General features: G+C 38.8%; 22 protein-coding genes and 1 riboswitch. Of the genes, 5 read left to right on the forward strand and 17 right to left on the reverse strand.

The window, feature by feature from the left end:
* The first annotated feature begins 357 nt into the window (after positions 1–357).
* Positions 358–873, forward strand: a complete 516-nt coding sequence (locus tag ACIRUQ_RS13930; protein WP_044964141.1) for a helix-turn-helix transcriptional regulator — start codon at positions 358–360, stop codon at positions 871–873.
* Positions 874–925: 52 nt separating this feature from the next.
* Here the strand turns inward: ACIRUQ_RS13930 and ACIRUQ_RS13935 are convergent, their stop codons facing one another.
* The 3 genes from ACIRUQ_RS13935 to ACIRUQ_RS13945 all read right to left on the reverse strand — a co-directional run bounded on the left by ACIRUQ_RS13935 (position 926) and on the right by ACIRUQ_RS13945 (position 2,108).
* Positions 926–1,342 carry a hypothetical protein gene (locus ACIRUQ_RS13935; RefSeq protein ID WP_021739861.1) on the reverse strand — a complete coding sequence of 139 codons (417 nt, stop codon included), beginning with the start codon at positions 1,340–1,342 and terminating at the stop codon, positions 926–928.
* Between the two features lie 22 nt (positions 1,343–1,364).
* Positions 1,365–1,580 carry a hypothetical protein gene (locus ACIRUQ_RS13940; protein ID WP_044964168.1) on the reverse strand — a complete coding sequence of 72 codons (216 nt, stop codon included), beginning with the start codon at positions 1,578–1,580 and terminating at the stop codon, positions 1,365–1,367.
* A 372-nt stretch (positions 1,581–1,952) separates the two neighbouring features.
* On the reverse strand, positions 1,953–2,108 hold the full coding sequence (locus tag ACIRUQ_RS13945) for a hypothetical protein (protein ID WP_154301445.1): 156 nt from the start codon (positions 2,106–2,108) through the stop codon (positions 1,953–1,955).
* 216 nt (positions 2,109–2,324) lie between these two features.
* Here ACIRUQ_RS13945 and ACIRUQ_RS13950 point away from each other — a divergent pair, with 216 nt between their 5' ends.
* The gene (locus tag ACIRUQ_RS13950; protein WP_021739864.1) at positions 2,325–2,501 is read left to right on the forward strand and encodes a hypothetical protein; all 177 of its coding nucleotides are present in this window, start codon (positions 2,325–2,327) and stop codon (positions 2,499–2,501) included.
* Between the two features lie 114 nt (positions 2,502–2,615).
* Complete coding sequence (locus tag ACIRUQ_RS13955; RefSeq protein WP_082432925.1) at positions 2,616–4,376, forward strand: diguanylate cyclase domain-containing protein; 1,761 nt, start codon at positions 2,616–2,618, stop codon at positions 4,374–4,376.
* 111 nt (positions 4,377–4,487) lie between these two features.
* On the opposite strand, the gene ACIRUQ_RS13960 is transcribed toward ACIRUQ_RS13955, so the two are convergent.
* From ACIRUQ_RS13960 to ACIRUQ_RS13980, 5 genes are all read right to left on the reverse strand, one after another.
* A complete protein-coding gene (locus ACIRUQ_RS13960; protein WP_055291247.1) occupies positions 4,488–7,694 on the reverse strand; it encodes a response regulator in 3,207 nt (1,068 codons plus the stop codon).
* A 233-nt stretch (positions 7,695–7,927) separates the two neighbouring features.
* Positions 7,928–8,018: riboswitch (cyclic di-GMP riboswitch) on the reverse strand.
* 435 nt (positions 8,019–8,453) lie between these two features.
* Positions 8,454–9,707, reverse strand: coding sequence for an ATP-binding protein (locus ACIRUQ_RS13965; protein ID WP_055291250.1), 1,254 nt, complete (start codon positions 9,705–9,707; stop codon positions 8,454–8,456).
* 247 nt (positions 9,708–9,954) lie between these two features.
* A complete protein-coding gene (locus ACIRUQ_RS13970; protein ID WP_055291252.1) occupies positions 9,955–10,290 on the reverse strand; it encodes a DUF3784 domain-containing protein in 336 nt (111 codons plus the stop codon).
* A 29-nt stretch (positions 10,291–10,319) separates the two neighbouring features.
* Positions 10,320–10,505 (reverse strand): DUF6440 family protein, encoded by a 186-nt coding sequence (locus ACIRUQ_RS13975; protein WP_005342831.1) that lies wholly within the window; start codon positions 10,503–10,505, stop codon positions 10,320–10,322.
* A gap of 75 nt (positions 10,506–10,580) precedes the next feature.
* Complete coding sequence (locus ACIRUQ_RS13980; protein ID WP_021739872.1) at positions 10,581–11,192, reverse strand: class I SAM-dependent methyltransferase; 612 nt, start codon at positions 11,190–11,192, stop codon at positions 10,581–10,583.
* 187 nt (positions 11,193–11,379) lie between these two features.
* On the opposite strand from ACIRUQ_RS13980, the gene ACIRUQ_RS13985 reads away from it, so the two are divergent.
* Positions 11,380–11,622, forward strand: a complete 243-nt coding sequence (locus ACIRUQ_RS13985; protein ID WP_404856557.1) for a helix-turn-helix domain-containing protein — start codon at positions 11,380–11,382, stop codon at positions 11,620–11,622.
* A gap of 63 nt (positions 11,623–11,685) precedes the next feature.
* On the opposite strand, the gene ACIRUQ_RS13990 is transcribed toward ACIRUQ_RS13985, so the two are convergent.
* The 7 genes from ACIRUQ_RS13990 to ACIRUQ_RS14020 all read right to left on the reverse strand — a co-directional run bounded on the left by ACIRUQ_RS13990 (position 11,686) and on the right by ACIRUQ_RS14020 (position 18,840).
* Positions 11,686–11,832, reverse strand: coding sequence for a DUF6040 family protein (locus ACIRUQ_RS13990; protein ID WP_242853640.1), 147 nt, complete (start codon positions 11,830–11,832; stop codon positions 11,686–11,688).
* 31 nt (positions 11,833–11,863) lie between these two features.
* Positions 11,864–14,293 carry an ABC transporter permease gene (locus tag ACIRUQ_RS13995; RefSeq protein ID WP_055291254.1) on the reverse strand — a complete coding sequence of 810 codons (2,430 nt, stop codon included), beginning with the start codon at positions 14,291–14,293 and terminating at the stop codon, positions 11,864–11,866.
* Entirely contained in the window at positions 14,290–14,964 is a 675-nt protein-coding gene (locus ACIRUQ_RS14000) for an ABC transporter ATP-binding protein (RefSeq protein ID WP_055291256.1), read from the reverse strand. The genes ACIRUQ_RS13995 and ACIRUQ_RS14000 overlap by 4 nt, the downstream gene beginning before the upstream one ends.
* Positions 14,965–15,140: 176 nt before the next feature.
* Entirely contained in the window at positions 15,141–16,406 is a 1,266-nt protein-coding gene (locus ACIRUQ_RS14005) for a sensor histidine kinase KdpD (protein ID WP_055291258.1), read from the reverse strand.
* A complete protein-coding gene (locus tag ACIRUQ_RS14010; protein ID WP_055291260.1) occupies positions 16,382–17,071 on the reverse strand; it encodes a response regulator transcription factor in 690 nt (229 codons plus the stop codon). Before ACIRUQ_RS14010 ends, ACIRUQ_RS14005 begins: the two co-directional genes overlap by 25 nt.
* 103 nt (positions 17,072–17,174) lie before the next feature.
* Positions 17,175–17,489, reverse strand: coding sequence for a type II toxin-antitoxin system RelB/DinJ family antitoxin (locus tag ACIRUQ_RS14015; protein WP_055291262.1), 315 nt, complete (start codon positions 17,487–17,489; stop codon positions 17,175–17,177).
* 277 nt (positions 17,490–17,766) lie between these two features.
* The gene (locus tag ACIRUQ_RS14020; RefSeq protein ID WP_242853641.1) at positions 17,767–18,840 is read right to left on the reverse strand and encodes an SLC13 family permease; all 1,074 of its coding nucleotides are present in this window, start codon (positions 18,838–18,840) and stop codon (positions 17,767–17,769) included.
* A gap of 129 nt (positions 18,841–18,969) precedes the next feature.
* Between ACIRUQ_RS14020 and ACIRUQ_RS14025 the strand changes: the two genes are divergently transcribed.
* The gene (locus ACIRUQ_RS14025) at positions 18,970–20,193 is read left to right on the forward strand and encodes an IS256 family transposase (protein ID WP_370808086.1); all 1,224 of its coding nucleotides are present in this window, start codon (positions 18,970–18,972) and stop codon (positions 20,191–20,193) included.
* A 400-nt stretch (positions 20,194–20,593) separates the two neighbouring features.
* On the opposite strand, the gene ACIRUQ_RS14030 is transcribed toward ACIRUQ_RS14025, so the two are convergent.
* Positions 20,594–20,956: a ParB N-terminal domain-containing protein gene (locus ACIRUQ_RS14030; RefSeq protein ID WP_082432729.1), complete on the reverse strand. Its 363-nt coding sequence runs from the start codon at positions 20,954–20,956 to the stop codon at positions 20,594–20,596.
* 859 nt (positions 20,957–21,815) lie between these two features.
* Positions 21,816–22,757, reverse strand: a complete 942-nt coding sequence (locus ACIRUQ_RS14035; protein ID WP_055289860.1) for an Abi family protein — start codon at positions 22,755–22,757, stop codon at positions 21,816–21,818.
* Positions 22,758–22,847 lie beyond the last annotated feature (90 nt).

Raw genomic sequence — 22,847 nt, forward strand, 5'->3', positions numbered from 1 at the left:
CCGCCATCATTTTTCAAGACATATGTATCTGACGGATTCGCATATTTGGTTATGTCCGTAATATAAGAATTTAATAACATCTGTCGGATTTCCGTCTGTTCTATAGGGCTGTCTTTTGCAGGAATAGCAGGATGCACTTGATGTTATTAAAAAAAGCCATCAACATTCTGGGAAAATGACAGAAACCATTTACCTCGAAGTTACTCTTTCGCTCTTTTTGACTTCATGTTCATTATTGAGCTTGTTGTTAATTGATAATTCAAGTATAATAAACTCTATACGAGAAATGCACGTCTTGCATGAGGACTTAAATATTGATAATCCTCATGTTTGGAGATATACGGGGAGGAAATTCTCATGGGTAAGCAATCCACCAGGGAAAACAAAACAATTTACCAGCTTTGCCGAGAAGCGGCAGGACTTACAAGAGCAGAGGCCAGTGAAAAAATGGATGCCGTCTCATATTCAAAAATTGAAAAATTTGAATATGAAACACAAGAACCTACGCCTTATGATATCCTCCAGATGGCAGATGCCTATAAAAGACCAGAGCTTTGCAATTATTATTGCTCTCACAAATGCGAAATCGGCCACCGTTATGTTCCAGAAGTAGAAGTGACCGATCTGTCAAATATCATTTTGGAGACAATTGCCAGTCTAAATGAAATCAATCCTCTTACCGGTCGTCTGATCCAGATTGCCCGTGACGGTAAGATCAGCGATGATGAAATGAAAGATTTTGCTTATATTAGTAAAAAACTTGATGAAATTTCTTTAGCCATAGACTCTTTGAATCTTTGGGTAGATAAGACCGCCGGAGAACAGGGGCTTAATCTTGAGCTCTTAAATGCCGAGAAAGAAAAATTGAAATAATCCATAACGCGACAAAAGGCAATGAACCATTTCTGACTCATTGCCTTTTCCTTTACATACGCTGTAATTGATTTACGATACTTTCTGTTCTTCGAATTGCTTCTTCTACCTGTCTTTTTGCATTATTGATTCTATCCTGAACCACCCAGTCCACAATAAAGCCATCAAAGAAATAATCCGCAAAAGAAAGAAAATCTCCAGTATCGATATTCAAGTTACATACCATATTTACATCATTTAATTCTCTACTGAAATTACGAAGATCATACTTTGCCTGTTCCATATTCCGTTTGGCCTGATCCATTTTAGAATGTTTTAACATCGTAGTGAAAAAGCCACCGCCAAACATATCTGCCAGTCCCCAGTTCTTTGCACTGTTTAGATTTTCTTTTGCTGTCTGAAGACTGTTCAAAGCTCTACGCCCAGCTTCAATTGCTTCTCTTTTTTCTTTTTCAATATCATATCCCATTCGTTTTCTACCTCCTGATCCATTATGAATGTGACGTCACCAATGCTATAATGCCACCAATGATCAATAATGGAAAAGCAATGTACATCAGTCCACCTACAACCATACCTATCAATATAACCGGGAAGAAAATAACTGTACAAAGTAATTTCATAATTCCCCAGGATGCTTTTAATCCAAATATAAAAAATTTTCCAACAAACCAAATCATACAAATTGCAAATAATAACGATAACATTTTTTTCTCCTTCTGAAACTCATTCTGATATGCGTCTTTCATTTTTTCTGTTCTTTTTCTGATAAATATTTGGATGTGTTCTTTATACCAAGCTTATTACTGAATGCTTAACATCAAACAATTGTTTAAATAATAGCTTCATAACTTTTCACCGCTCTCTCCAACAGACATAATATGTTCTTTATAAGTACCATAATACCATGCCATTACACCTTAAAAAACATGTAAATCGAAGAATTAACCCATCTTATTTCACAGATTATGATAAAACATAGATTTCCGGCTATAAGTCTCTACTTGTTCACAAAAAAATATAAAAAAGACCATCTACTACTTGTTTACGGTAAATGATCTTTTCATTGCAATATTTAATTAAATATCATACTGAGCCGCTTGTCGTCCCTGCGAACTTGAAATAACCCAGTAACGTAAAATCTGGATAATACCACCTGAATAGTAAGCAGCTGCAACCTGTGGCACAATATCTTTCCGGAGTTTTACCGCATCTATTCTGTGTAGTTTCTCCAAAAAGGAAATTTGGATTTCCTCTGCAAGAATATTTTTGAGAGATGTCAATTATTTTACATTTGCTATTTAATTGTACGTTGCTTTTTTGCTCCATATACTTATCCTGATAAATTAGAAGACAAATGTCAAATAAATACGATATCTCGGTTAAAAAGCCAACAATACTGCAGAGTAATCTATAGATATAGATATCGAAATTGACAGTGGGAGGAAGACATGAAAAAATTTTACAGTGGTGTAATCAAATATCGCTATGTGATTATGGTGTTGTTTCTGATAGCTACATTGTTTTGTGGTTACAGCAGAAACCTGATAAAAGTGGACTATGATATGAATGATTATCTTCCAGAAACGTCGCCGTCTACAGTATCGATATACATTCTTCTGTCATAGATGTATAAAGATTTTGCACAGTTCTTTTTTTTCATAAAACTTATTCTGTTTTTCAACTTCTGTGATATAATGCTTTATTATAAAAATTCCCATGGACAAAATGAGGTGAACCAAGTGAAAAAGAAAACACTTGTGCCTCTTATCACTTTTTTACTGGGCATATGCCTTATTAGTTTGATTGTATACAAAACAGACACCCACGAAAAAGAGCAGAGACACATAACAGCACAATTAAACGTAACCACCTATGGCGAACAAATAAAGAATGAAATTACAAATGGAATTGAGATCACAGATACCTTGAAGCAAATCTTAATAAGTGAAGATGGCGAAATCCATCAGTTTGAAACAATTGCAGGAAATCTTATGTCTGATTCTATTGAAAGTGTACAGCTCGCTCCTAATGGTGTTGTTACAGATATTTATCCGGCAAATGAAAATGAGGCAGGTAAGATTGATTTGATCCATGATAAAGACCGTGGAAAAATTTCCTGTTACGCAAGAGACAACCATACAATCATTACGCAGGGCCCCTTCAAATTAAACCAGGGAGGATATGGAATTGCAGTCCGCAATCCCGTATACCTGAAAGATAAAAACGGACATGAGTATTTCTGGGGATTTACTATTGTTATCCTGCGTGTTCCGGATATTTTTTCAGATTCAATCAGTGCACTTTCAAATTTTGGATACGAATACAAAATTTCAAAAACAGACGCTCCATGGAGTGATACTTATAAAGTGGTTTATCAATCAGATGGGCAAATAAATCATCCTGTTTCTTATACTTTTTCAATAGGCGATGAAAACTGGAAATTTGAAGTAAGTCCTAAAAGTGGATGGAGAAACGCCACACTACTGATAATCATCATCGGAATGTTCCTTACAATAACCCTTCTCCTGTCAGTTCTTACCAGAGTATGGTTAGTAGCAAAAGAACATAAGAAAAAGTTTCAGATACTGGCGCACACAGATTCTCTTACAAATATTTATAACCGCTATGGATTTGATGAATTTGCAGAAAAAATGATTCAAAAAAATCCAAAAGCACATTTTGTGGCCGCGCTCTTTGATATCGATGATTTCAAGTTTATTAATGATATCTATGGACATAATTACGGAGACAGGGCATTAAAAAATCTTGCAGACAGCATGAAGGCTTTTTTCCCATCCGATGCATTACTAGGAAGAAATGGTGGTGATGAATTCTGCATTCTTTTACCAAATTGTACCTTTAAAGAAGCAGATGTACAGCTACAGCAATTTACCAAACTTCCTAAATCATTCTCATACCATGGTAAGGAACATGTATTTTATATTTCTCTAGGATATGCAGAATATCCAACTTTTGCATCCAATCGTTCACAGCTCATGCGCTGCGCAGATGCAGCTCTTTATGAGATAAAGCTTCATGGTAAAAATGGATGTATGGCCTACAGGGAAGGTCTTCGGTCAGGTGCCCGCAAACAACTTGGATTCGCATTCAAGGATATCGCGGAACATCTTCCAGGTGCATTCGTTATATACAGAGCTGACAAAGAAGATGATGAACTATTTTTTGCAAATGATGAATTTCTTCATATGTCTGGATATAAAGATATAGATGAACTGTTCAGACTTACTAAGAAAAGTTTTCGCAACTTGATTCGTGAAGATGAACAGCAACAGATAGAATCAAGTATCTGGGAACAGATTGGCAATGGTAATGAAAATGACTATGTTCACTTTCATCTTCGAAAAGCTGACGGAACTTATTTTTCTGTTCTTGATCATGGAAGAATTGTAGAGAGCTCGCAATACGGGAAAGTATTTTACGTATTGTTCATGGATTGGGAAGATATGCATATTCGTTACAATGATAAATTCGCAAGATAAAATATTGCAAAAACAGAGCGTATAACAACTTTATATGCTCTGTCTTTTTATTCCTACAAATCTTCGTACAGTTTTACATCGCTATTATCTGCCATGCATCCAGGAAAGCAATTACAGCCAGTTTTCCAGAACATCATTCAGCTTATTCATATCCAGCGGTTTCGCGATATGTCCATTCATGCCTGTATTTTTGGCCAACTGTACATCTTCTGCAAAAGCATTGGCAGTCATGGCAACAATAGGCAGCTTTCCCTTTTCACCCGGAAGGCTCCTGATTGCTGCAGTTGCCTCATAACCATTCATAACAGGCATTTGGATATCCATAAAAACAAGATCATACAATCCTTCCGGAGAAGTTTCCACTTTTTCAACTGCGATTTTTCCATTTTCTGCTGTTTCCACTTCTGCCCCTGTCATCTGCAAAATTTCACCAGCAATTTCTCTGTTCAACTCATTATCCTCAACCAGCAGAATCCTTTTTCCCGTGTAGTCTGATTCTGACAGCTTCTCCAGATAATTTCTCGCTGTTTTTTCTTTTCTTCCTGAAGTAAACTGCCGCAGTGTAGCCGTCAGCCGGGAACGGAACAGCGGTTTTGCAATAAAAGCATCTATGCCCGCCGCCTTTGCTTCTTCTTCAATCTCGCTGAATTCATAAGATGTCAATACAATGATGGTGATCTCTTTTCCTATCCGTTTCCGGATCTGTCTGGCAGTCTCTATACCATCCATATCCGGCATCTTCCAGTCTAAAATAACAGCAAAGTAATCATCTTTCAACTCATGCCGTGCATAACAGCGCTCAACCGCTTCCCTGCCAGAGAGAACCCATTCACCCATAATACCGATTTCCTTCAGTGTGGCAACTGTACTTTCACAGCATGTCTTATCATCATCCACTACCAGAACCGGCAGATTCATCAGATTTTTGTCCTGTTCTTTTTCTTTTTCCTGAAGCTCCAGATAAATTGTTACCGTAATTCTGGTTCCCTTATGTAAGGTACTGTCCACTTTAATATTACCATTCATCAGGTTCACAATATTTCTGCTGATTGCCATTCCAAGACCGGTTCCCTGAACTCTGGTTGTCCGGTGGTCATCTGCACGGCTGAAAGGATCAAACATGATTTTCTGGAATTCCGGTGACATACCGATTCCATTATCCTCAATCGTAAATTCATAGCATCCAAGTTCTGAAAATCCATTGGGCTTTTCCTCTATCGAAAAAGTAATATTTCCACCATCCGGTGTATACTTGATCGCATTACTCATCAGATTCACAAATACCTGCTGAATCCTCAAGCTGTCACCACAGACAGCCTCATGTTCAATATGATTGATGTGTATATCAAAATTATGTTTATGTTCATCAAGCACCGGTTTCGTAAGTGTAATAAGATTATCTACCAGATCTGACAGATTGAAATCTTCCTGTGCCAGCGTCATTTTTCCGCTTTCGATACGTGCCATATCCAGCACTTCATTGATCAGTCCCAGCAGATGACGGCTTGATTCTGTAATCTTGCTGAGACATTCAATCACTCTGTCCTGACTCTCAATATTTGCTCCTGCGATTGCCGTCAGACCCACAATGGCATTCATTGGTGTCCGGATATCATGGGACATATTGGAAAGGAATTCTGTTTTCGCACGATTTGCATTTTCTGCGGACCGGTAAGCCTCTTTCAGTGCCTGACGGGATTCAATCTCTGCTTTCTTCTCCTGTGTCACATCCATGGATGCCAGCAATACCTTTTCCAGCTTTCCATTCTTCCATTCCAAGGGAATATAAGAAGCGATTTTATAAGTCTTTTCATCCAGGCTGCAATACTCAAACTTATAAATATCATTTTCACTTTTCAGTTTTTTCCGAATATTATCCGGAGATATCAGGATATCTATAGCTTCCAATGGTTCCAGTGTCTTATATTTTTCAAGAACCTGAATCTGAAAATCATGATAAAATCCCAGAGGTTTATATATCATCTGTCCATTCAGATTGTAGAATTCATATCTGTCATTTTCCAGATCACAGACAACAAAGCGGTCAACCAGACGCACAATACTCTGAATCAGCTGCTCCATGGAAGCATTATCCGCTGCCATTTGCAGATGCCGTGTGCTCTCTACCTTTGCCTCTGTGATATCACGCAGAAAGATCATGGCATATTCTGAATCCTCTATTTCGCCACGTATGACCACATTGCGGACCCATCGTTCTTCTCCATTCAGAGTGATACGGCATTCTAAAGCCAATTCGGTTTCCAGCCCCTTCAGCCTTTCTGCAATATAACCACGGTCGTAAAAAGAGGATACCGCCTTCTTATCTGTCTCCACAACATAGGAATCCACAAAATGCCGGATCAATTCATCCCACGTATGACTCTGTTCAAAGACGGTCATCAGGGACGGTTCAACCTTAAAGGTATCAAAAGTATTCGCTTCCAGATTCACATAATACTCGCACAAATCTGCTTTCGTAAAAGCCCGGTGAAAAGCAGCAGATTTTTGTGCCTGCATGATTTCTTTTTTCTCCCCATCAATGTTAATAAAAATCCCGGCAATCCTGCTGGCAGAACCATCCAGACGGCGTATTACTTCTGCCGATGCCCGAAACCACTGGTATTGATTATCCTTCATTCTCATACGATACTCTACCTGGTATTTTATCTGGTTCGTCTTATCCTTAATTGCTGCCTGAAGCTGCACCATTACTCTTTCTTTATCCTGTGGATGCAGAAGATCTGACCAGGATTCCAGTTTATTCGGAAAGTCCAGAGTGTCATGATAGCCAAGCATTTTTCGGAATTCATGACTCCAGTTTGCATTCACAATCTCACTGTTTTCGTCACAGTCAAAATACCAGAAGCCGGAATAGATAGCCTCATTGAGCAGTGCCAAATTTACATGATCCCAGTTGACCTGTACGGACATAACCCAGATCTGTCTGCCCGCCTCATCTGTCGCATCCTCTTTACAAAGCCGTACATTATTCACTGTACCGTCTGCTGTAAGGATCTGTGCTTCCCCTGTTCCGTGAAGCTGCAAAAAACGGTCTCGCTCCAGTATATCTTCCTCGTCATAAAAGAAGTTTCTCAATGAGCCTTTTGTCTGTTCCATGAAAGTATCGAATGTATATCCTGTACTATGCAACAGCAGATTATTCACAGACAAAATAGACAGGTTTTGGTCATAAGATCCTGTCATTATACCTACCCCGCCATTATTTTCCAGTGTTTTCTGTACGGCCTGTGACATGGCCTGTGTCTGCCCCGTTACAGTCTCACCTAAGGAATATATTTTGTCTTCATAAATTTTCATTTTATAAAAATCCTCTCTCCGTCTTATGCCTTTTTCATCTTGCTTTTATCTGTATACAAAAAACCTGTCCCTGCTAGTTTTGTTACCCATTTTTGCATACAAAAAGGACACTTGCCAAAATCTGCCAGTGTCCCTACTATATTTTTTTAAAATCACACATCTATATAGTATAAAAGGTATCGGAATCTCTTTTGTTCAAACATCTTTTCCATATATTATGATGATATGGAAACAGTGGCAACCGGCTGACATGGTCAAACTTTCTGACTTTAGTCCCTTCTGGCTTTGCGACCCTGCCTTTCAACAGGTTTGCCTTTAAAATAATCTCTTTTTTCAAAAAAACATACCACGTGGTTTTCCTCTCGTCAATAATTTTTTTTGAAATCTACACATATTTTACTTCTATTTTTGCGGATATTCGATCTGTGCCAGGCACAGCTGTACCCCCGCCGCCTTTGCTTCCTCTGCCAGGTTTCCAGATCAGCAAAGAATTCTGTATCATGGATCTGTGGATTCAGATTCTTCCTGTTATAAAAGGAATCTTCCAACAGTGTCGCATTGCGCCGTCTGTCTTCATCTATGCTTAAAATGGAATCATCTTCACTTAATACCCGGATAATCACCGGTACTTTTCGGTATCCCAGTTTCTCCGCGGCATGTTTTCTTCTGTGGCCGGATATGATCTCATAGTATCCATCCGGTACCGGTCTGACAAACTATCTATAATTACTTTTCGTTGGCAATATCCCAGCAATATTTCTAAAACTCCAAACTATCCGCATTAAGCAGAAAATACTTCATTCCCATGATTACAAAGCCTTCCTCATTTCTCCAAGGCTTTTTTGTTCCGTTTACTACCACGATCTTTTTAAATGAATCAGGGATATTTCTAAATGAATTAAATTCCTGCTTCTGCTTTTCCTCAGAGGTCATATCATAAGCCACCTGAATATAATATCTCTGACTACCCTGATTGACCACAAAATCAACTTCAAACTGCTTTCGAGTTGTTTTTCCTTCATCATTTTTCGCATACGCCTCTACAATACCAACATCCACATTATAACCTCTGATAAGCAGCTCATTGTAAACAATATTTTCCATGATATGAGTAGGTTCCTGCTGTCTAAAATTCAATCTTGCATTTCTAAGTCCCACATCTGAAAAATAGTATTTCAGATTTGCTCCCACATATTTTCTACCTTTAATATCATATCTGTCAGCTTTAGAAATCAAAAATGCCTCCACAAGATAATCTATATGGTTGGATATGGTCTTATTGCTGTAATTGATGCCTCGTTCACTTTTAAACGTATTTGATATTTTAGTTGGGTTAGTAGGAGCTCCTATCGCAGAAGCAAGGATATCTACTAAAGTATCAATCTCATCAACATTTCGCAGCTTGTTTCGTTCTACAACATCCTTAATATAAACATTTGTGAAAATGTTTTTTAGATACTCAGCCTTTTGGCGTTCCACAGAAAACTGTAGCACCTGTGGTAAACCACCATATATCATATATTCCTCCCAAGCATCATCATAATCTCCATCGAAAGCCGCATAGAACTCTGCGAAGGACAACGGATATATTCTTATCTCATCTCCTCTGCCTCTAAATTCAGTTACAATATCGCTGGATAAAAACTTAGAGTTACTTCCAGTCACATATACATCAATATTGCTGATTCGAAGCAGGCTATTCAGCACTTCCTCAAATCGTGACATAAATTGTACTTCGTCCAAAAGCAGATAATATTTCTGTTCATCTTTCATTGCATCTTTAATATGCTGGTAACACTTCTTTGGATCTCTCAGCTCCTCATTTTCAATGCCATCCAAAGCAATCTCAATGATATGGTCATTATCTACACCACTCTCCAATAAATATTTCTTAAACAATACAAATAACAGGAATGATTTCCCACATCTCCTGATTCCCGTGATAATCTTTACCATCCCATTATCTTTTCTTATCTTTAACTGTTCAAGGTATGCATCTCTTTTAATCTCCATGAGTTCAACTCCTTGTTTTTGTGAATTTACACACTTTTTAGTAATTAAATTATATCATCTAGGATTTATTTAATCAATATCCATTACTATTTTATGTGTATTTTCACATTTCTATGCAGTTGATAACCAATTAACTATCTTTTCATAGAAAAGCAGGTAGTCTTTGATACTTGTTACATACATGATCACCTGCCGTTTATCTATTCTGACATTTTTTCAGTAAATCATCCGTCCGTCAAACTGGAATTTACTTTAATAAATATTTTTCAAACGCTTTATGATTATCAAAGTGGACTTCTCTAAAAAACAGAACTAACCAAATAATATAGGTTGATATAGCTATATATGGGGTTAAAAAGCAGGATAATAATGCTCCTGCCAACATTATAATAGCCCACATAAAGCACTGATTTCTTATATCGCGAGAGATATGAGCTTTATCATACAATGCCTGTTCTTCTTTAGAAAATGAATTAAATCCTGAAACAAATTTTGCTGCTTTTTCCTTAAAAATCGCAAATAACACACCTATAATCAGAAATGGTATTACCAAAATTATACACGACCAAAATCCTATATTCATAATACATACCTCTGCTTCAAACTCCGATTTTACTTTGTAACTATGACTTTTCCTTCTGAATCCAGAAGAGGTGTAATAGCCGCTCCATATCCAGATTTCCAACAAAGATAGTTAACCCCAGTCTCCTTATCTACAAGGATTTGGCGAACTCCTTCATCCTTAAGCTGACTTCCGTCTCTAAATGTAACTTCAAATCTTTCTTCTTTCTTTGCCATGTTTATTTCTCCTTTTTTCAAGCGTTAAATTCAGATTTTTCGTTCTCTGCGACTTCCCAATAAACGGGAAATTGGCTATTTCGTTGCAACAATACTTATCCAATGATTTTTTGTATTTGAATACGTTTTTATCTCTGTAAAACCTGCTTCTTTCAAAGCAGCAATGAGTTGATCAGATGTGTAAATCTTCATACCATCAATCAACTTTGTCCATTTTTCATCTGCGTCATTCGTTCCGTCAGATTCGTTACAAATCAGGAATGTCCCTCCGTTTTTCAGAACTCGATTTACCTCAAAAAAACATTTTTTCAATCCCGGCCAGAAGTAAACTGTCTCAAAAGCAGAAACATAATCAAAAACCGCATCAGGAAAAGGAATAGCAGATACATCACCTTGAACCACGCAACATTTCCCTTGTTTAATGGCGGCGGCGTTCAGTTTTTGAGATTCTGCCACACTGACCCTCGAATAATCCATTCCTGTCACATGTCCATTTCCGCATTTACCCAACCAGGCTACAATATTTGCACCGCCTCCGCAACCAACATCCAGTACCGCAGCGTCCGGATTCACTGAGATATTTGAGAATCCCCATTGTGATAACTTGGCGTGACCGATGTTCATCATCTTCGTCATCAATTTTCCGCCGAAGCCTTGTGGCTTACGAGTATTTTCAAAGAAGTTCATTGCATTATTCCTCCTCTTTAAATTTCGAGTTGTCTCTATCTTTATCTTTTAATTATACACAGGATTTGAATCTTTTTCTACTTATCTATAATCAAAAAATCCTCTCGAAAAATCCTCTTCCTTATCTTTTATAGAACAACATTATCCGGAAAATATTACTCTTTCTAATATTGCTGAAATTGTAAATATCAGTGAAAGAGAAAACCTTCGTTGTTTCAAAAAAATCACAGGAGAATCTCCTATCCAATATCTGTTAAAATACAGATTGATCCGAAGTGCATCTGTACTAACGGAATACCCGGATAAAAACATTTCTATTGTGGCAGAGGAATGTGGTTTTGATTCGCCCGCATACTATACAAAAAAATTCAAAGAATTTTATCTTTGTAGCCCAAGAGAATACAGGCAAGTTCATCAAGCTGTATTTTAAACATATAAAAAATTGAGAAAACGACAGTTTACATCATCGTTTTCTCAATATCTTATTTATTCCCTAATAATGTCCCCGTTCTTTCACATAACATCTGATTCTGATATAAACCATATGTACCAGTAGCAACAACATAATGAGATCTATAGGAATAACTGATTTTATCCATTCCCCAAAATAAATTGCAATAGCTGTACTCGTTATCGCCACTATGATACTGAGGATATCCCAGCAATACTTGCTATCCCTGATACCTTATTCTTTCTACCAGCGTTTCCTTTTTCAGATTACTGCTTAAAACACAGGAAAGCACAATTTGTAAAATACCAACCAGAAGAATCATAACAAGAATCGGGATAAGAGGAACGTGATAAACGTTCATTCCAAAAATCCCATTATGCTTCGCATAGGAAAACAGTGCATAGCCAAGGGGCAGACCGGCAGCAAGTGCGACGCAGATGGTGCCAACCGTAAAAATTAAGCCCTGTATTTGTAAACTCAGATTCAACTGCTTATTGGTCATGCCTACCGCTTGCAGCACACCGTATTCCTGCTTTTTCGTGGTGATATTGATGATCATGGTGTTTGCCAGATTCATAAACCCAATGAGACCGACAATTGCCATGAACAGATAGCAGCCAAGCTTCATCATACGGCTTGCGTATTCTGCGGTTTGCAATTCTGCGTGATAGGTGTTCAGCTTGATATGAGAAGTATCGGAGAGCAGGTCATTCAGGCTTTGCTCTACAGATGCCACATCTTTTTTAGCACAATCCACCCACAGGTATCCATAAGATGTCCCTTTCGGATTTACAGAGCGGTATACTTCTTCCGGAATGACCAGATAAGTGTCCGCGTTTACAAAGGAGCCTGCGATTTTTCCATGATAGGTATAGGTTCCGCTTCCGTTATCAAAGTTGAATGTAATCGGTGCACCCGCAGAATACCCGTCAGCTTCCATCCACATGGACCAGCCAAAGAAAACATCCCCGTTTTTGACAGCCTGTGCATAGTCCATGGAACCGATATCGCCATCCCCGCGCATCATTTCAAAATCCTCTTGATTTACGATTGCAACCGGAAATTTTGTTCCGTTCAAATCTGCAGAGACGATTTCTCTCGTCAGTACATCCGTTACACCGGGGATGGATTTGATTTCTTTAATCAAAGAATCATTCAGTGGGTTGTTCTGTAGGATTGTGTCCAGATTATTCTCCGAATAGGCTTCATCATAATTCTGGGAATAATCCAGCTGCAACTCAAATTGTCCATGGTTGATTGCAATCCGCGCCTCGTGCTCCGTGTCAATATTCCCAACATAATTAGAGATAATTACAAACAATACACAGGAAAGCCCCATGGTAAGAATCGTAGCAATAGTTCTTTTCGGATTGCCTGTCACATTTGCCATTGCCATGGAGAAAACGGTGACATCTTTTCTGCCTTTTCGTCTGCCCTGTTTTTGCGTTTTGGAGCCGTCAAGATACCGTGTCGCTTCGATGGGTGAAATCCGGGAAACAATTTTCATGGGTTTGCGCAGAGCCAAAACGACCGTAAGAAACGATACAAAAATGCAGATGAGCATAATTGTCAGTGAAAACAGAGGCACCTGATGGTTCTTGATTCCGGACGATACCAGATTTCCCTGCTCCACCAGCCAGTTGAAGCTGACTTTTGCAATCAGGAAACCAAACAGCAGCCCCAGCGGTATCGAAGGAACCGCCAGAAGAATGCCCTCACGAAAGATCAACTGCTTCATCTGCTTTCTGGTTGCACCCAGCGCCTTGATTTTTCCGTACTCCTGAACCTTCTGGGCGATCCCGACCTGGAAGATATTATAAATGACCACAACGGAAAACAGCACGATTCCGAGGATCAGGGTTCCACAAACCACAATCATTTCATAGCTCGGCTGCAATACCCACTGCAGGTAGAGGTCATTGATGATCACGTTTTTCTGGTCAATGCCGCAGGAATCCGCGATTTCTTTTATAACAGGCGCAACATTATTCATAGATACATTTGCAGAATCGCTCAAGGTAAAATAGATATTATATTGCCTGTCACCCTCCGCAATACGCTCATTACAAAAATCCTGCGAACCGAATACAACATAGGAAGCCTCGATGGTATATTCATCCCGGTCATATAAAATCCCGCTGACAGTAAATTCCACCGGTGCGTATTCCGACTGCATGCCGGAACGGTACTCCAATGTTACGGTGTCTCCGACCTTTACATCATGGTATCCCACTGCATCAAAGAAAGCGCGTCCTGCAGCAATTTCCTGCGCCTTTTCCGGATAGGTACCTTCCTTCAACACATATTCCTGATTATAGGGAAGCATTTTCCTGACCGTTTCATCCGCACTGACAAAGCCGCCATTTTCATTTCCTTTCAGGATGCCCTCCGTACACATGATGCCGATATCAGATATCTCAGCTCTGCGTTCCACTTCCTTTAACTGCGAGGCATCTGCTGCGACAAACAGACCATAATTGCTTCCATATGAGCCTGCCGCCTGACTTTTCTGCAAACGTATCATTCCATTTCCCACAGTACTGATAATCACAAGCAGCATCGTAGTCAGACATATGGACATCATAATCAGTATACTTCTTGTCTTGTTCTTTTTGTCATTGCTATATGCAATCCTGCTTATTGTCTTCATCTGAAATCCACCACCTGTCCGTCCTCAATCACCAGAATACGGTCAGCGACCTGTGCAATTTCGTCATCATGGGTAATCATTACAATTGTCTGTCCATATTTTTTTGCTGTCATCTTAAGCAGGGCGATCACCTCATCACTGGTCTTGGAATCAAGATTTCCTGTCGGCTCATCTGCAAATATAATTTCCGGACGATTCACCAGTGCTCTTGCAATTGCTACTCTCTGCTGCTGTCCTCCGGATAACTGATTTGGCAGATTGTAAATCCTCTTTTCAATCCCAAGAGTTGCAATAATATCATTTACATATGCTTCATCCACTTTTCTTCCATCCAGCCCCAGTGGCAGTACAATATTTTCCCAGACATTAACAGATGAAACCAGATTAAATGCCTGAAAAACAAATCCGATTTTTCTTCTGCGGAAAACAGCAAGGGCATCTTCCTTCATCCCGTATAAATCTTTTCCTGCTAAAGTAACACTGCCTTTTGTTGGGGTGTCAAGCCCTCCAAGCATATGAAGTAATGTACTTTTGCCGGAACCTGACTTTCCAACAATTGCGACAAATTCTCCCTGCTCAATCTGAATGTCCACCTGATTGACCGCTTTGACCTGATTCTCACCTGCGCCATAAAACTTACAAAGCTGCTTGGTTTCTAATATCACACTCATGTGCTGCCTCCTTTTCAATTCTGTAAAACGTACCTTTTCAACACGCTTTCTTTGCCTGTTTATATATTTGGTCATTTTCAACCTACATCCAAATTGTATCAGGATAATCTTTCATTTCACTTTCAAAAAACGAGCAGAAGTCTTACAGAATTGTAAGATTTCTGCCCACTTAAAATTTAACCAACATATGGTAATTGAATCACAAACGTGCTTCCTTTTTTCTTTTTGCCGGAGGTTACCATGATTGTACCTCCGTGTTTTTCGATAATTTCTCTCGATAGAAAAAGTCCGATTCCTGTACCACTCTTTTCCATGACCTTCTTGGAACTTCCTCTGTAAAATCGTTGAAAAATTTTGTGATACTCATTCTGCGGAATACCAATTCCCTGATCCTCAATTTCCATTCTTACAAGATCGTTTCTTTTTTGTAACCGGATAAATATTTTTGAACCACACGGACTGTACTTGACCGCATTATCCAGAACGTTGATCACAGCTTCACCAAGCCACCTTTTATCCTGCATAATCGTGCATGTTTCCAGCTCTTTTTCATAGTCAAAAACGAATTCCATTTCTTTCTCATCCGCTTTTGGATATGTACGATTCACAGCAGATATGACCGTATCTATAAGTGGAAGTTTTTTCTTATTCATCTGAATCAGTCCAGTTTCCATCTTGGATATTTCAAGAAGCGACTGCAATAATGTCTCCAGTCCATCCAGAGCACTCCGACAACGGATACGAAACTCCTCCTGTTCTGTGGCACTTAAGTCATTCTGCATCAGCACACTAAAACATATATCCAAAGCTGCAACCGGTGTCTTTAACTGGTGAGAAATATCAGAAACCATTTCTTTCGTACTCTCTTTTTCTGTCCGTGCTTCTTCCTTTAGCAACTGAATATGATGTCCGATTGCTTCAAGCTGGTCACTCAATTTTTCCAGTTCTGCGTAATTTTCCGTTTTCAGTAAATCATCAAATTTATTTTCACGGAATCTGATCAGAATTTCTTCCAACTGGTCTAAAATTTTCTGATGACACGCATCTTCTTTTTTCTTCCAATAAAGTAAAAAAGTCAAAAAAAACACGCATATCACAGTGCTTACAGCACCGGTCACCATAACCTGATGCTGGAATTGCGAATAAAATGCATTCCCTTTATTCCCCCAGTATCCATATTGCTCCAATAATCGCCCTCCCTGTTCGTTAGTTTCAATATCCTTATCCTTAAGCAATTCCGAAACAGCATCCAGCCCGGAAAATTCTTCCTTTGCAGCAATCTCTGTCATAAGATTCATTTTATATTTATAATCTTCATAAAACACATACGTGGTAAAGCAATTTAATATTGCAAACACTAATATGACCGGCAATACCAATGACAAGGCTGATGTGAGTTTCCTGTGATATCTCTTTGTCACTGCCTTACCTCCTGATTCCATATATACCCAAGACCTCTGATATTCTTTATATAGACCGGTGCAGCCGGATTGTCTTCGATTTTCTCACGGAGTCTTCTGATATTGACAGCGATTGTATTTTCATCCACAAAATCCCCTTCCAGATCAAACACATTTTCCAATATTTGTGTTTTTGAAAGAATCTGTTTCGGATTCTGCAGAAAAAAAGTCAGCATTTTCAACTCCGTTTTTGTCAGACTGATTTCACGACTCTTTATCAGGACTTTCATTTCTCCTGCGATAAATACGATATCTCCCGAAATCATCTTGCCGACTTCCGTTTTCTCCTGCCTGCGGCGGAAATGTGCTTCTATTTTCAAAAGAAGTACCGAAAGACTAAACGGCTTTGTAATATAATCATCTGCCCCTGCTTCATATCCCATAACCTGATCCATCTCCTGATCTAGTGCCGTAAGGCAGATAATGTATGTATTTTGACTGCATCTCATCCACCTTACAAATTCCAGTCCATTCCCATCCGGAAGATTCACATCACAAATGGTAACATCCACATTATGATCACTTGCAATTTTTTTCGCTTTTTTCACTGATTCTGCTGAAAAAACCTCATATCCGGATTTTTTCAGTGAGAATGTAATTCCACGATTTAAATTTTCATCATCTTCAACCACGAGTATACCTGGCATAGCATATGCACCTCTCTTTATTAACTATATATATCAGCTGGGAGATATCTGAAAATATTTCTCAGATCTCTTTTGGCTCCTGCTGTATACATCACTTTATATTTCATATACCAAATTCCCGTTTCATTTCTGCTTCAACTTCATCTTCATCTGCTGAATATACTCTGCCAGCTTTAATATCTTCCATGCCTTTTTCTATTTCTGTATTGAACTGTTCCTTTGTCAGAGAGCCATATGCAACAGGCTCCTCATAAGCTGGAAGTTTCATTTCAAAAGGAATTCCTCTCTGGAGTACAATCTGTCTCAGAAACATTCCTACCGCATTGGACATTGGAATTCCAAGTCTATCAAGCACCTGCTCTGCCTGTTCTTTCACTTCAGGCTCAACACGTGCAAATACATTTGCTGTTCTTGCCATAGATATCGCCTCCTTTTTTTCTTCATTATATTTTGCTTGATTGCAGATTGCAAGCGGTTCGCAATCTTTTCTTATCATTCATACGCTGGCAGGCGGCAGACGGCAGATAGGTTATCTATAAAATCTGTATTTGTTTCAATGACTCTGCCACCCATCATTCTTTTAATCGAATACTATTTCCCTGCTCTTTTACTTTTTCTTCTAGGAGGGGAGAGTGCCGCGGAGAATTTTTTGCGAAGAAAGAATTGCTATAGCTTTTGTAATTCCGGGAAAACCTTTATCTAAGAAAAAAATACAATATTAACATGAATATCATGAATATAATATTGGAGGCTGTGAATATTCCCAAATACTTCCCTCTCAGATTCCTGTTTTCTTTTGCAATATATTTGAAACTTATCAGGCTTGCCATGGATGCAATCAGAGTGCCGAGACCTCCAATATTGGTTCCGACAATTAAAGCCCGGTAATTATCTGTAAAGCCGGATAAAAGAAGCGCAGCGGGAACATTGCTCATAATCTGACTGGCAAGAACAGCAGTAAGTGTTTCCCTTCCTGCCATGATTCTTTCCAGAAAACTGCTGAATTGCGGAATCCTTCCAAGGTTGCCGATAAAAATAAATAATGCGATAAAGGTGGCAAGCAGGGAGTAATCCACCCTGCTTATATTTTCCCTGTTTCTTAGCAGCATATATATAAGAACCAATACAAGAGGAATCTGGTATGGAATGATACGAGCAACAGTGAGCAGGCAGATTGTAAATAAGATCAGGTAAGCGGCCAGGTATTCTATGTTAAGTTCTTTTCTGTCAGAGAATCCCAAAAGAGTTTTATCTTTTTCGGAACCGCATACGTGAGGTGCTTTGGCAGCGGCTACCTGTATCCATATCAGAAGAAGGATAAGTGCTGTGGCGGAATAGGGAAGCATCAGGGTTATTAATTCTGCCGCGGACATCCCTGCTCTGGCATATAGATAAAGGTTCTGCGGATTTCCGATTGGTGTGAGCATACTTCCGAGATTAGCAGCGATTGTCTGCATGGCTACTATTTTAAGAAGCCAGTAATTGCCCAGTTCCTTTGGCAGTTTATGCACAATGATCAGTGCAAGAGGAACAAAAGTAATCAATGCCACATCATTGGTGATCACCATTGACAGGAAGAAACATAAGAGTACCAACAGCCTGATCACACCCACAGTTCCCGATGTTCCCATCAGCAATTTTTTGGCGAGTATATCAAAAACACCAACAGCCTTCAAACCAGCTACAATTGCCATCAAACAGAAGAGGAGCCCGAGAGTCCTGAAATCGATATAAGTAAAATAAGCCTTATCCGGTCTGACCCAGAACATAGAAAGAAGCGCCAGGATCGAGACTGTAATTAATTCTGTGTAAACTCTAAAAGAGCTATATACCCTCTTGGATTGATGTTAAAATAAATATCAATTCAGGAGGATTTTTTTATGGCACGAAGAAGAAAAATGGATCCAGAACGCAAAGCGTTCATCAACAGCTTGTTGGAACACTATCAACCAAAGGATGCTCAGGATATCCAGGACATGCTGAAAGACCTGTTAGGCGAAACACTGCAAGGTATGTTAGAAGCTGAAATGGATGATCACCTTGGATATTCCAAGTATGACTACAAGAACAAAGAGACAGACGATAGCCGTAATGGTTATAGTCCTAAAACTGTCACCTCTTCAATGGGAACGATTGATCTGGATATACCACGAGATCGAAAGGGAGATTTTGAACCGCAGATTGTGAAAAAGAATCAGACAGATATCTCAAACATTGAAGATCAGGTACTTTCTATGTATGCAAAAGGAATGACGACAAGAGATATCTCCGCTCATCTCAAAGATGTTTATGGTGTGGATGCATCCGCAGAAATGATATCACATATGACAGATCGAATCCTTCCTATCGCAAAAGAATGGCAAAACCGGCCGCTGGAAAGAAAATATGCCATTGTTTTTATGGATGCGGTACATTTCCATGTTCGGGAGGACAATCGAACGGTAAAAAAGGCAGTTTACGTTGCTATAGGTGTTAAACTGAACGGAAAACGTGAGGTCCTCGGCATGTGGGTAGGAGGAAATGAAAGTGCAAAATACTGGTTGTCCGTCCTCAACGAGATAAAAAACCGAGGTGTAGAGGATATCATGATCGTATCTGTGGATGGATTGACCGGATTCGGGGATGCGATCCATGCAGTATTCCCACAGGCGGAGATCCAAAGGTGTATTGTGCATCAGATTCGTTATTCTACAAAATTTATCTCTTACAAAGATTTAAAACCATTTATGGCGGATTTAAAGCTGGTTTACAAAGCTGATACAGAAGATCTTGCACTCACAGCCTTGGAAGATCTGGAAGAAAAATGGGGCAAAAAATACCCTGCTTCCATTGGATCCTGGAGAAATAACTGGACACAATTATCCACATATTTTAAATATCCATCTGAGATACGTAAATTAATATATACTACAAATTCCATCGAAAATTTTAACCGCCAGCTACGCAAGGTTACGAAATCCAAGACTATTTTTCCGACCGATGATGCACTTTTCAAGATGCTCTATCTGGCAATGATGGATGCCACAAAAAAATGGACCGGAAAGGCTTGGGACTGGGGTCTGACACTGGATCAGTTATGCATCTATTTTGGGGATCGGATCCAGCCAGAGGATATCGATTAAGCACAGATTCAATCGCATATCAAGGGTAAATAAACGCCCGATTTTCTCGGGCGCCCTTGACATGCAATAGAATCCATGCTACTAAATAAACAACAGGCTGAACAGCAAAGTATGCCATTCAGCCCATTACATTATATTTTTGTATTCTATAAATCTATGATTTTATCATCAATCTGAGAGGTTTACACAGAATAATTTACACTACCCCAGGATCACTGCAATTGACAGAACGGTTTCTTTCCTGAAAAAAACATATAATTTTTGTAACATAATATTTCCTTTCCGGTCTGATATGACCGCGTATAAGTATATCACAGAAACATCCAGAAAAAAAAGAATCTAAACTGGAACTGGCAGCCTCCATGATCCGGCAGGTTATGCCTGAATTTCACAGCAAAGATTATATCATCATCTTTTGTGACAGCTGGTACACAAAACAGAATCTGGTATCCATCGTTGATGAATATCCGAATCTGGATCTGATCTTTTCCTTGTGAAGGTTCGAATTCACCATAGATATGATTGAATCATCTTCTTTCATATACCGGATAATAGCCGACACCTTGGTATATCCAAGTTTTTCTGCACAGTATTTTCTGCGATGTCCGGAGATGATCCGATAGAATCCTTCCGTTGTCGGCATTACGATCAACGGATTCATAATTCCATATTTCTCAATGCTTTCTATGAGTCGTGCCATTGCTTCATCCTCTTTTACCTTAAACGGATGATTCTCGAATGGCCTCAGACGCTCCAGACCAATCTCTACAACCTTCTCGACAGCAGGATCGAATAGTCGGTGTTCATCATCTGATCTGCTTTTCGCATCCTCGCGGAGCGTTTTTTATGTAATAGGAACATTACGAAGTAATTTTCTATTACATAAAAAAACTCATCCACAAGACCATAAACAGATCTGTGAATGAGTATTTTCATTCAAAAATTTATATAGACTTACAAAAGCAATGATTTTTGCTAAGAAAATGCCGGTTTTGACTGTAATTTACTCTACTTAACGCTAACCGTATCGGCGAAAACAATGTTGTCGCCATAATCTCTTAGAAAAAATTATTTTTTTATTTTAGAAATGGGCCCGTTTTTGTTGGAAAATCAGCTTTGCCTATTTCACCCATTCGTTTGCAATTCCGCTGAAAAAGGAAGCGTTTTTCATACGTTTCCAATAAAAAACGGAATGATTTCGCGATTTCTGCTAATCATTCCGCAACGTCCCGTGCGGGAATCGAACCCACATCTAGTGCTTAGGAGCTCGAGATACCACTGTAAATACATACAATGATTAGTCAACCTAAGTCAAGGAAATCCTTGGTTTTCCTAACTATTCTGTTACTCCCTGTCAAAATAAGAAAACCTGTTTTCATCTCTGTAAAGCACCTTTCGGTGCTCGTCCGGTGCTCGGAGCACCCGGAGGATATAACCATTCCGTTCCATCGAGTTCACTCAGTTGGCCACCATTACGATTCAGCTTGTAACAATGATCACTTGGTTTTCTTATTAGATTAACTATATTATAACGTGCCGTAGGTCGGATGTCGATTGTTTTTTGACCATTATTTACTCCGAATTACACGTACTCTCTTCTATGTTACAGCATCAAGCATATCTTATTGTTTTCTGTATCTGGTTATCTTTCTCCAGCTTTCCGGAAAACCCATTTTCTCATACAGTTCTTGTTCCGATATACTATCATGTTTCTTAAGATATTTATCAATCAGGGCTTTAAGTTCCTTTATAAACTCTTTGTACCACTGATCATTCAACATATATCTCAATGCGATCACTACAGAAAACAAATCATTTTTTCCATTCACATATTGCGAACCCTTTTGTGCAATCTTTAGTTTTCTATGTATTGGCAAATCTGGAATACTGTCCGCAGTTCTATAAGTAAACAGTCTTTCTCCATGAGCACAAACATTTCTGAATTTAACAAGCACTGCCAGTATGGAAACCATTTGTTTTTCATTGACACACTGATAATTCCTACTGACTTTGATTTGTATATCCTGTGGAAGCAGCATATACATTTTGGATATGTTTCCAAACGTTAAAGCATTAGTAAGTACCCACAATGGAACATTTCCATATTTCTTCTGCGAATGATTTATATAATGATAGTCCGTTGGTTTTGTGACATACCCCTCTAATATTTTAATCAAGCGGTCAATATCTCTCTGATTCTTCTTTCCTGAATAATTGTAATTTGATGTATCAAGGTATTCTTTTTGATTTTCCCCATTTTTTTCTGTAAAATAATAGGACACTTGAGATTTTATTCCATTTTCGACCTTGATAAGATACCGTAAGAATAACTGTCTTAATAATTCGTCAAAATAATACAGTTCCACAATATCTTCAAACCTTGTTCCGTCCTTATATTTTTTAGTGGTTGGGTTCTTAAAGATATCCTTATATCCACCAATCAGGGAATAATAACTTGTCTGTTTTAAAATCTCCTTTGCATATGCCTCATTATTGATCAACAGATTCTTTTCATTTTTCAATTTTTCTATCTGCTGATCATAGTTCAAAAAAATCTTTTGCATATGCACCATCCCCCTAATATAAAAAAAGAGGAGCCCCCGCAGGTTCTCCCCCGGTCGCAGGCCTCACAGGTTTCTGCAACGCGATCACTG

This window comes from Eubacterium ramulus (assembly GCF_045002895.1).
Classification (GTDB): Bacteria; Bacillota; Clostridia; order Lachnospirales; family Lachnospiraceae; genus Eubacterium_I; species Eubacterium_I ramulus.

What these genes read in the sequence shown, in the direction of transcription:
- ACIRUQ_RS13930 (WP_044964141.1), top strand. Translation starts at nt 358, where the DNA reads ATGGGTAAGCAATCCACCAGGGAAAACAAAACAATTTACCAGCTTTGC.
- ACIRUQ_RS13935 (WP_021739861.1), bottom strand. Translation starts at nt 1,342, where the DNA reads ATGGGATATGATATTGAAAAAGAAAAAAGAGAAGCAATTGAAGCTGGG.
- ACIRUQ_RS13940 (WP_044964168.1), bottom strand. Translation starts at nt 1,580, where the DNA reads ATGTTATCGTTATTATTTGCAATTTGTATGATTTGGTTTGTTGGAAAA.
- ACIRUQ_RS13950 (WP_021739864.1), top strand. Translation starts at nt 2,325, where the DNA reads ATGAAAAAATTTTACAGTGGTGTAATCAAATATCGCTATGTGATTATG.
- ACIRUQ_RS13960 (WP_055291247.1), bottom strand. Translation starts at nt 7,694, where the DNA reads ATGAAAATTTATGAAGACAAAATATATTCCTTAGGTGAGACTGTAACG.
- ACIRUQ_RS13965 (WP_055291250.1), bottom strand. Translation starts at nt 9,707, where the DNA reads ATGGAGATTAAAAGAGATGCATACCTTGAACAGTTAAAGATAAGAAAA.
- ACIRUQ_RS13970 (WP_055291252.1), bottom strand. Translation starts at nt 10,290, where the DNA reads ATGAATATAGGATTTTGGTCGTGTATAATTTTGGTAATACCATTTCTG.
- ACIRUQ_RS13975 (WP_005342831.1), bottom strand. Translation starts at nt 10,505, where the DNA reads ATGGCAAAGAAAGAAGAAAGATTTGAAGTTACATTTAGAGACGGAAGT.
- ACIRUQ_RS13980 (WP_021739872.1), bottom strand. Translation starts at nt 11,192, where the DNA reads ATGAACTTCTTTGAAAATACTCGTAAGCCACAAGGCTTCGGCGGAAAA.
- ACIRUQ_RS13995 (WP_055291254.1), bottom strand. Translation starts at nt 14,293, where the DNA reads ATGAAGACAATAAGCAGGATTGCATATAGCAATGACAAAAAGAACAAG.
- ACIRUQ_RS14000 (WP_055291256.1), bottom strand. Translation starts at nt 14,964, where the DNA reads ATGAGTGTGATATTAGAAACCAAGCAGCTTTGTAAGTTTTATGGCGCA.
- ACIRUQ_RS14005 (WP_055291258.1), bottom strand. Translation starts at nt 16,406, where the DNA reads ATGGAATCAGGAGGTAAGGCAGTGACAAAGAGATATCACAGGAAACTC.
- ACIRUQ_RS14010 (WP_055291260.1), bottom strand. Translation starts at nt 17,071, where the DNA reads ATGCCAGGTATACTCGTGGTTGAAGATGATGAAAATTTAAATCGTGGA.
- ACIRUQ_RS14015 (WP_055291262.1), bottom strand. Translation starts at nt 17,489, where the DNA reads ATGGCAAGAACAGCAAATGTATTTGCACGTGTTGAGCCTGAAGTGAAA.
- ACIRUQ_RS14020 (WP_242853641.1), bottom strand. Translation starts at nt 18,840, where the DNA reads ATGTTCTGGGTCAGACCGGATAAGGCTTATTTTACTTATATCGATTTC.
- ACIRUQ_RS14025 (WP_370808086.1), top strand. Translation starts at nt 18,970, where the DNA reads ATGGATCCAGAACGCAAAGCGTTCATCAACAGCTTGTTGGAACACTAT.
- ACIRUQ_RS14035 (WP_055289860.1), bottom strand. Translation starts at nt 22,757, where the DNA reads ATGCAAAAGATTTTTTTGAACTATGATCAGCAGATAGAAAAATTGAAA.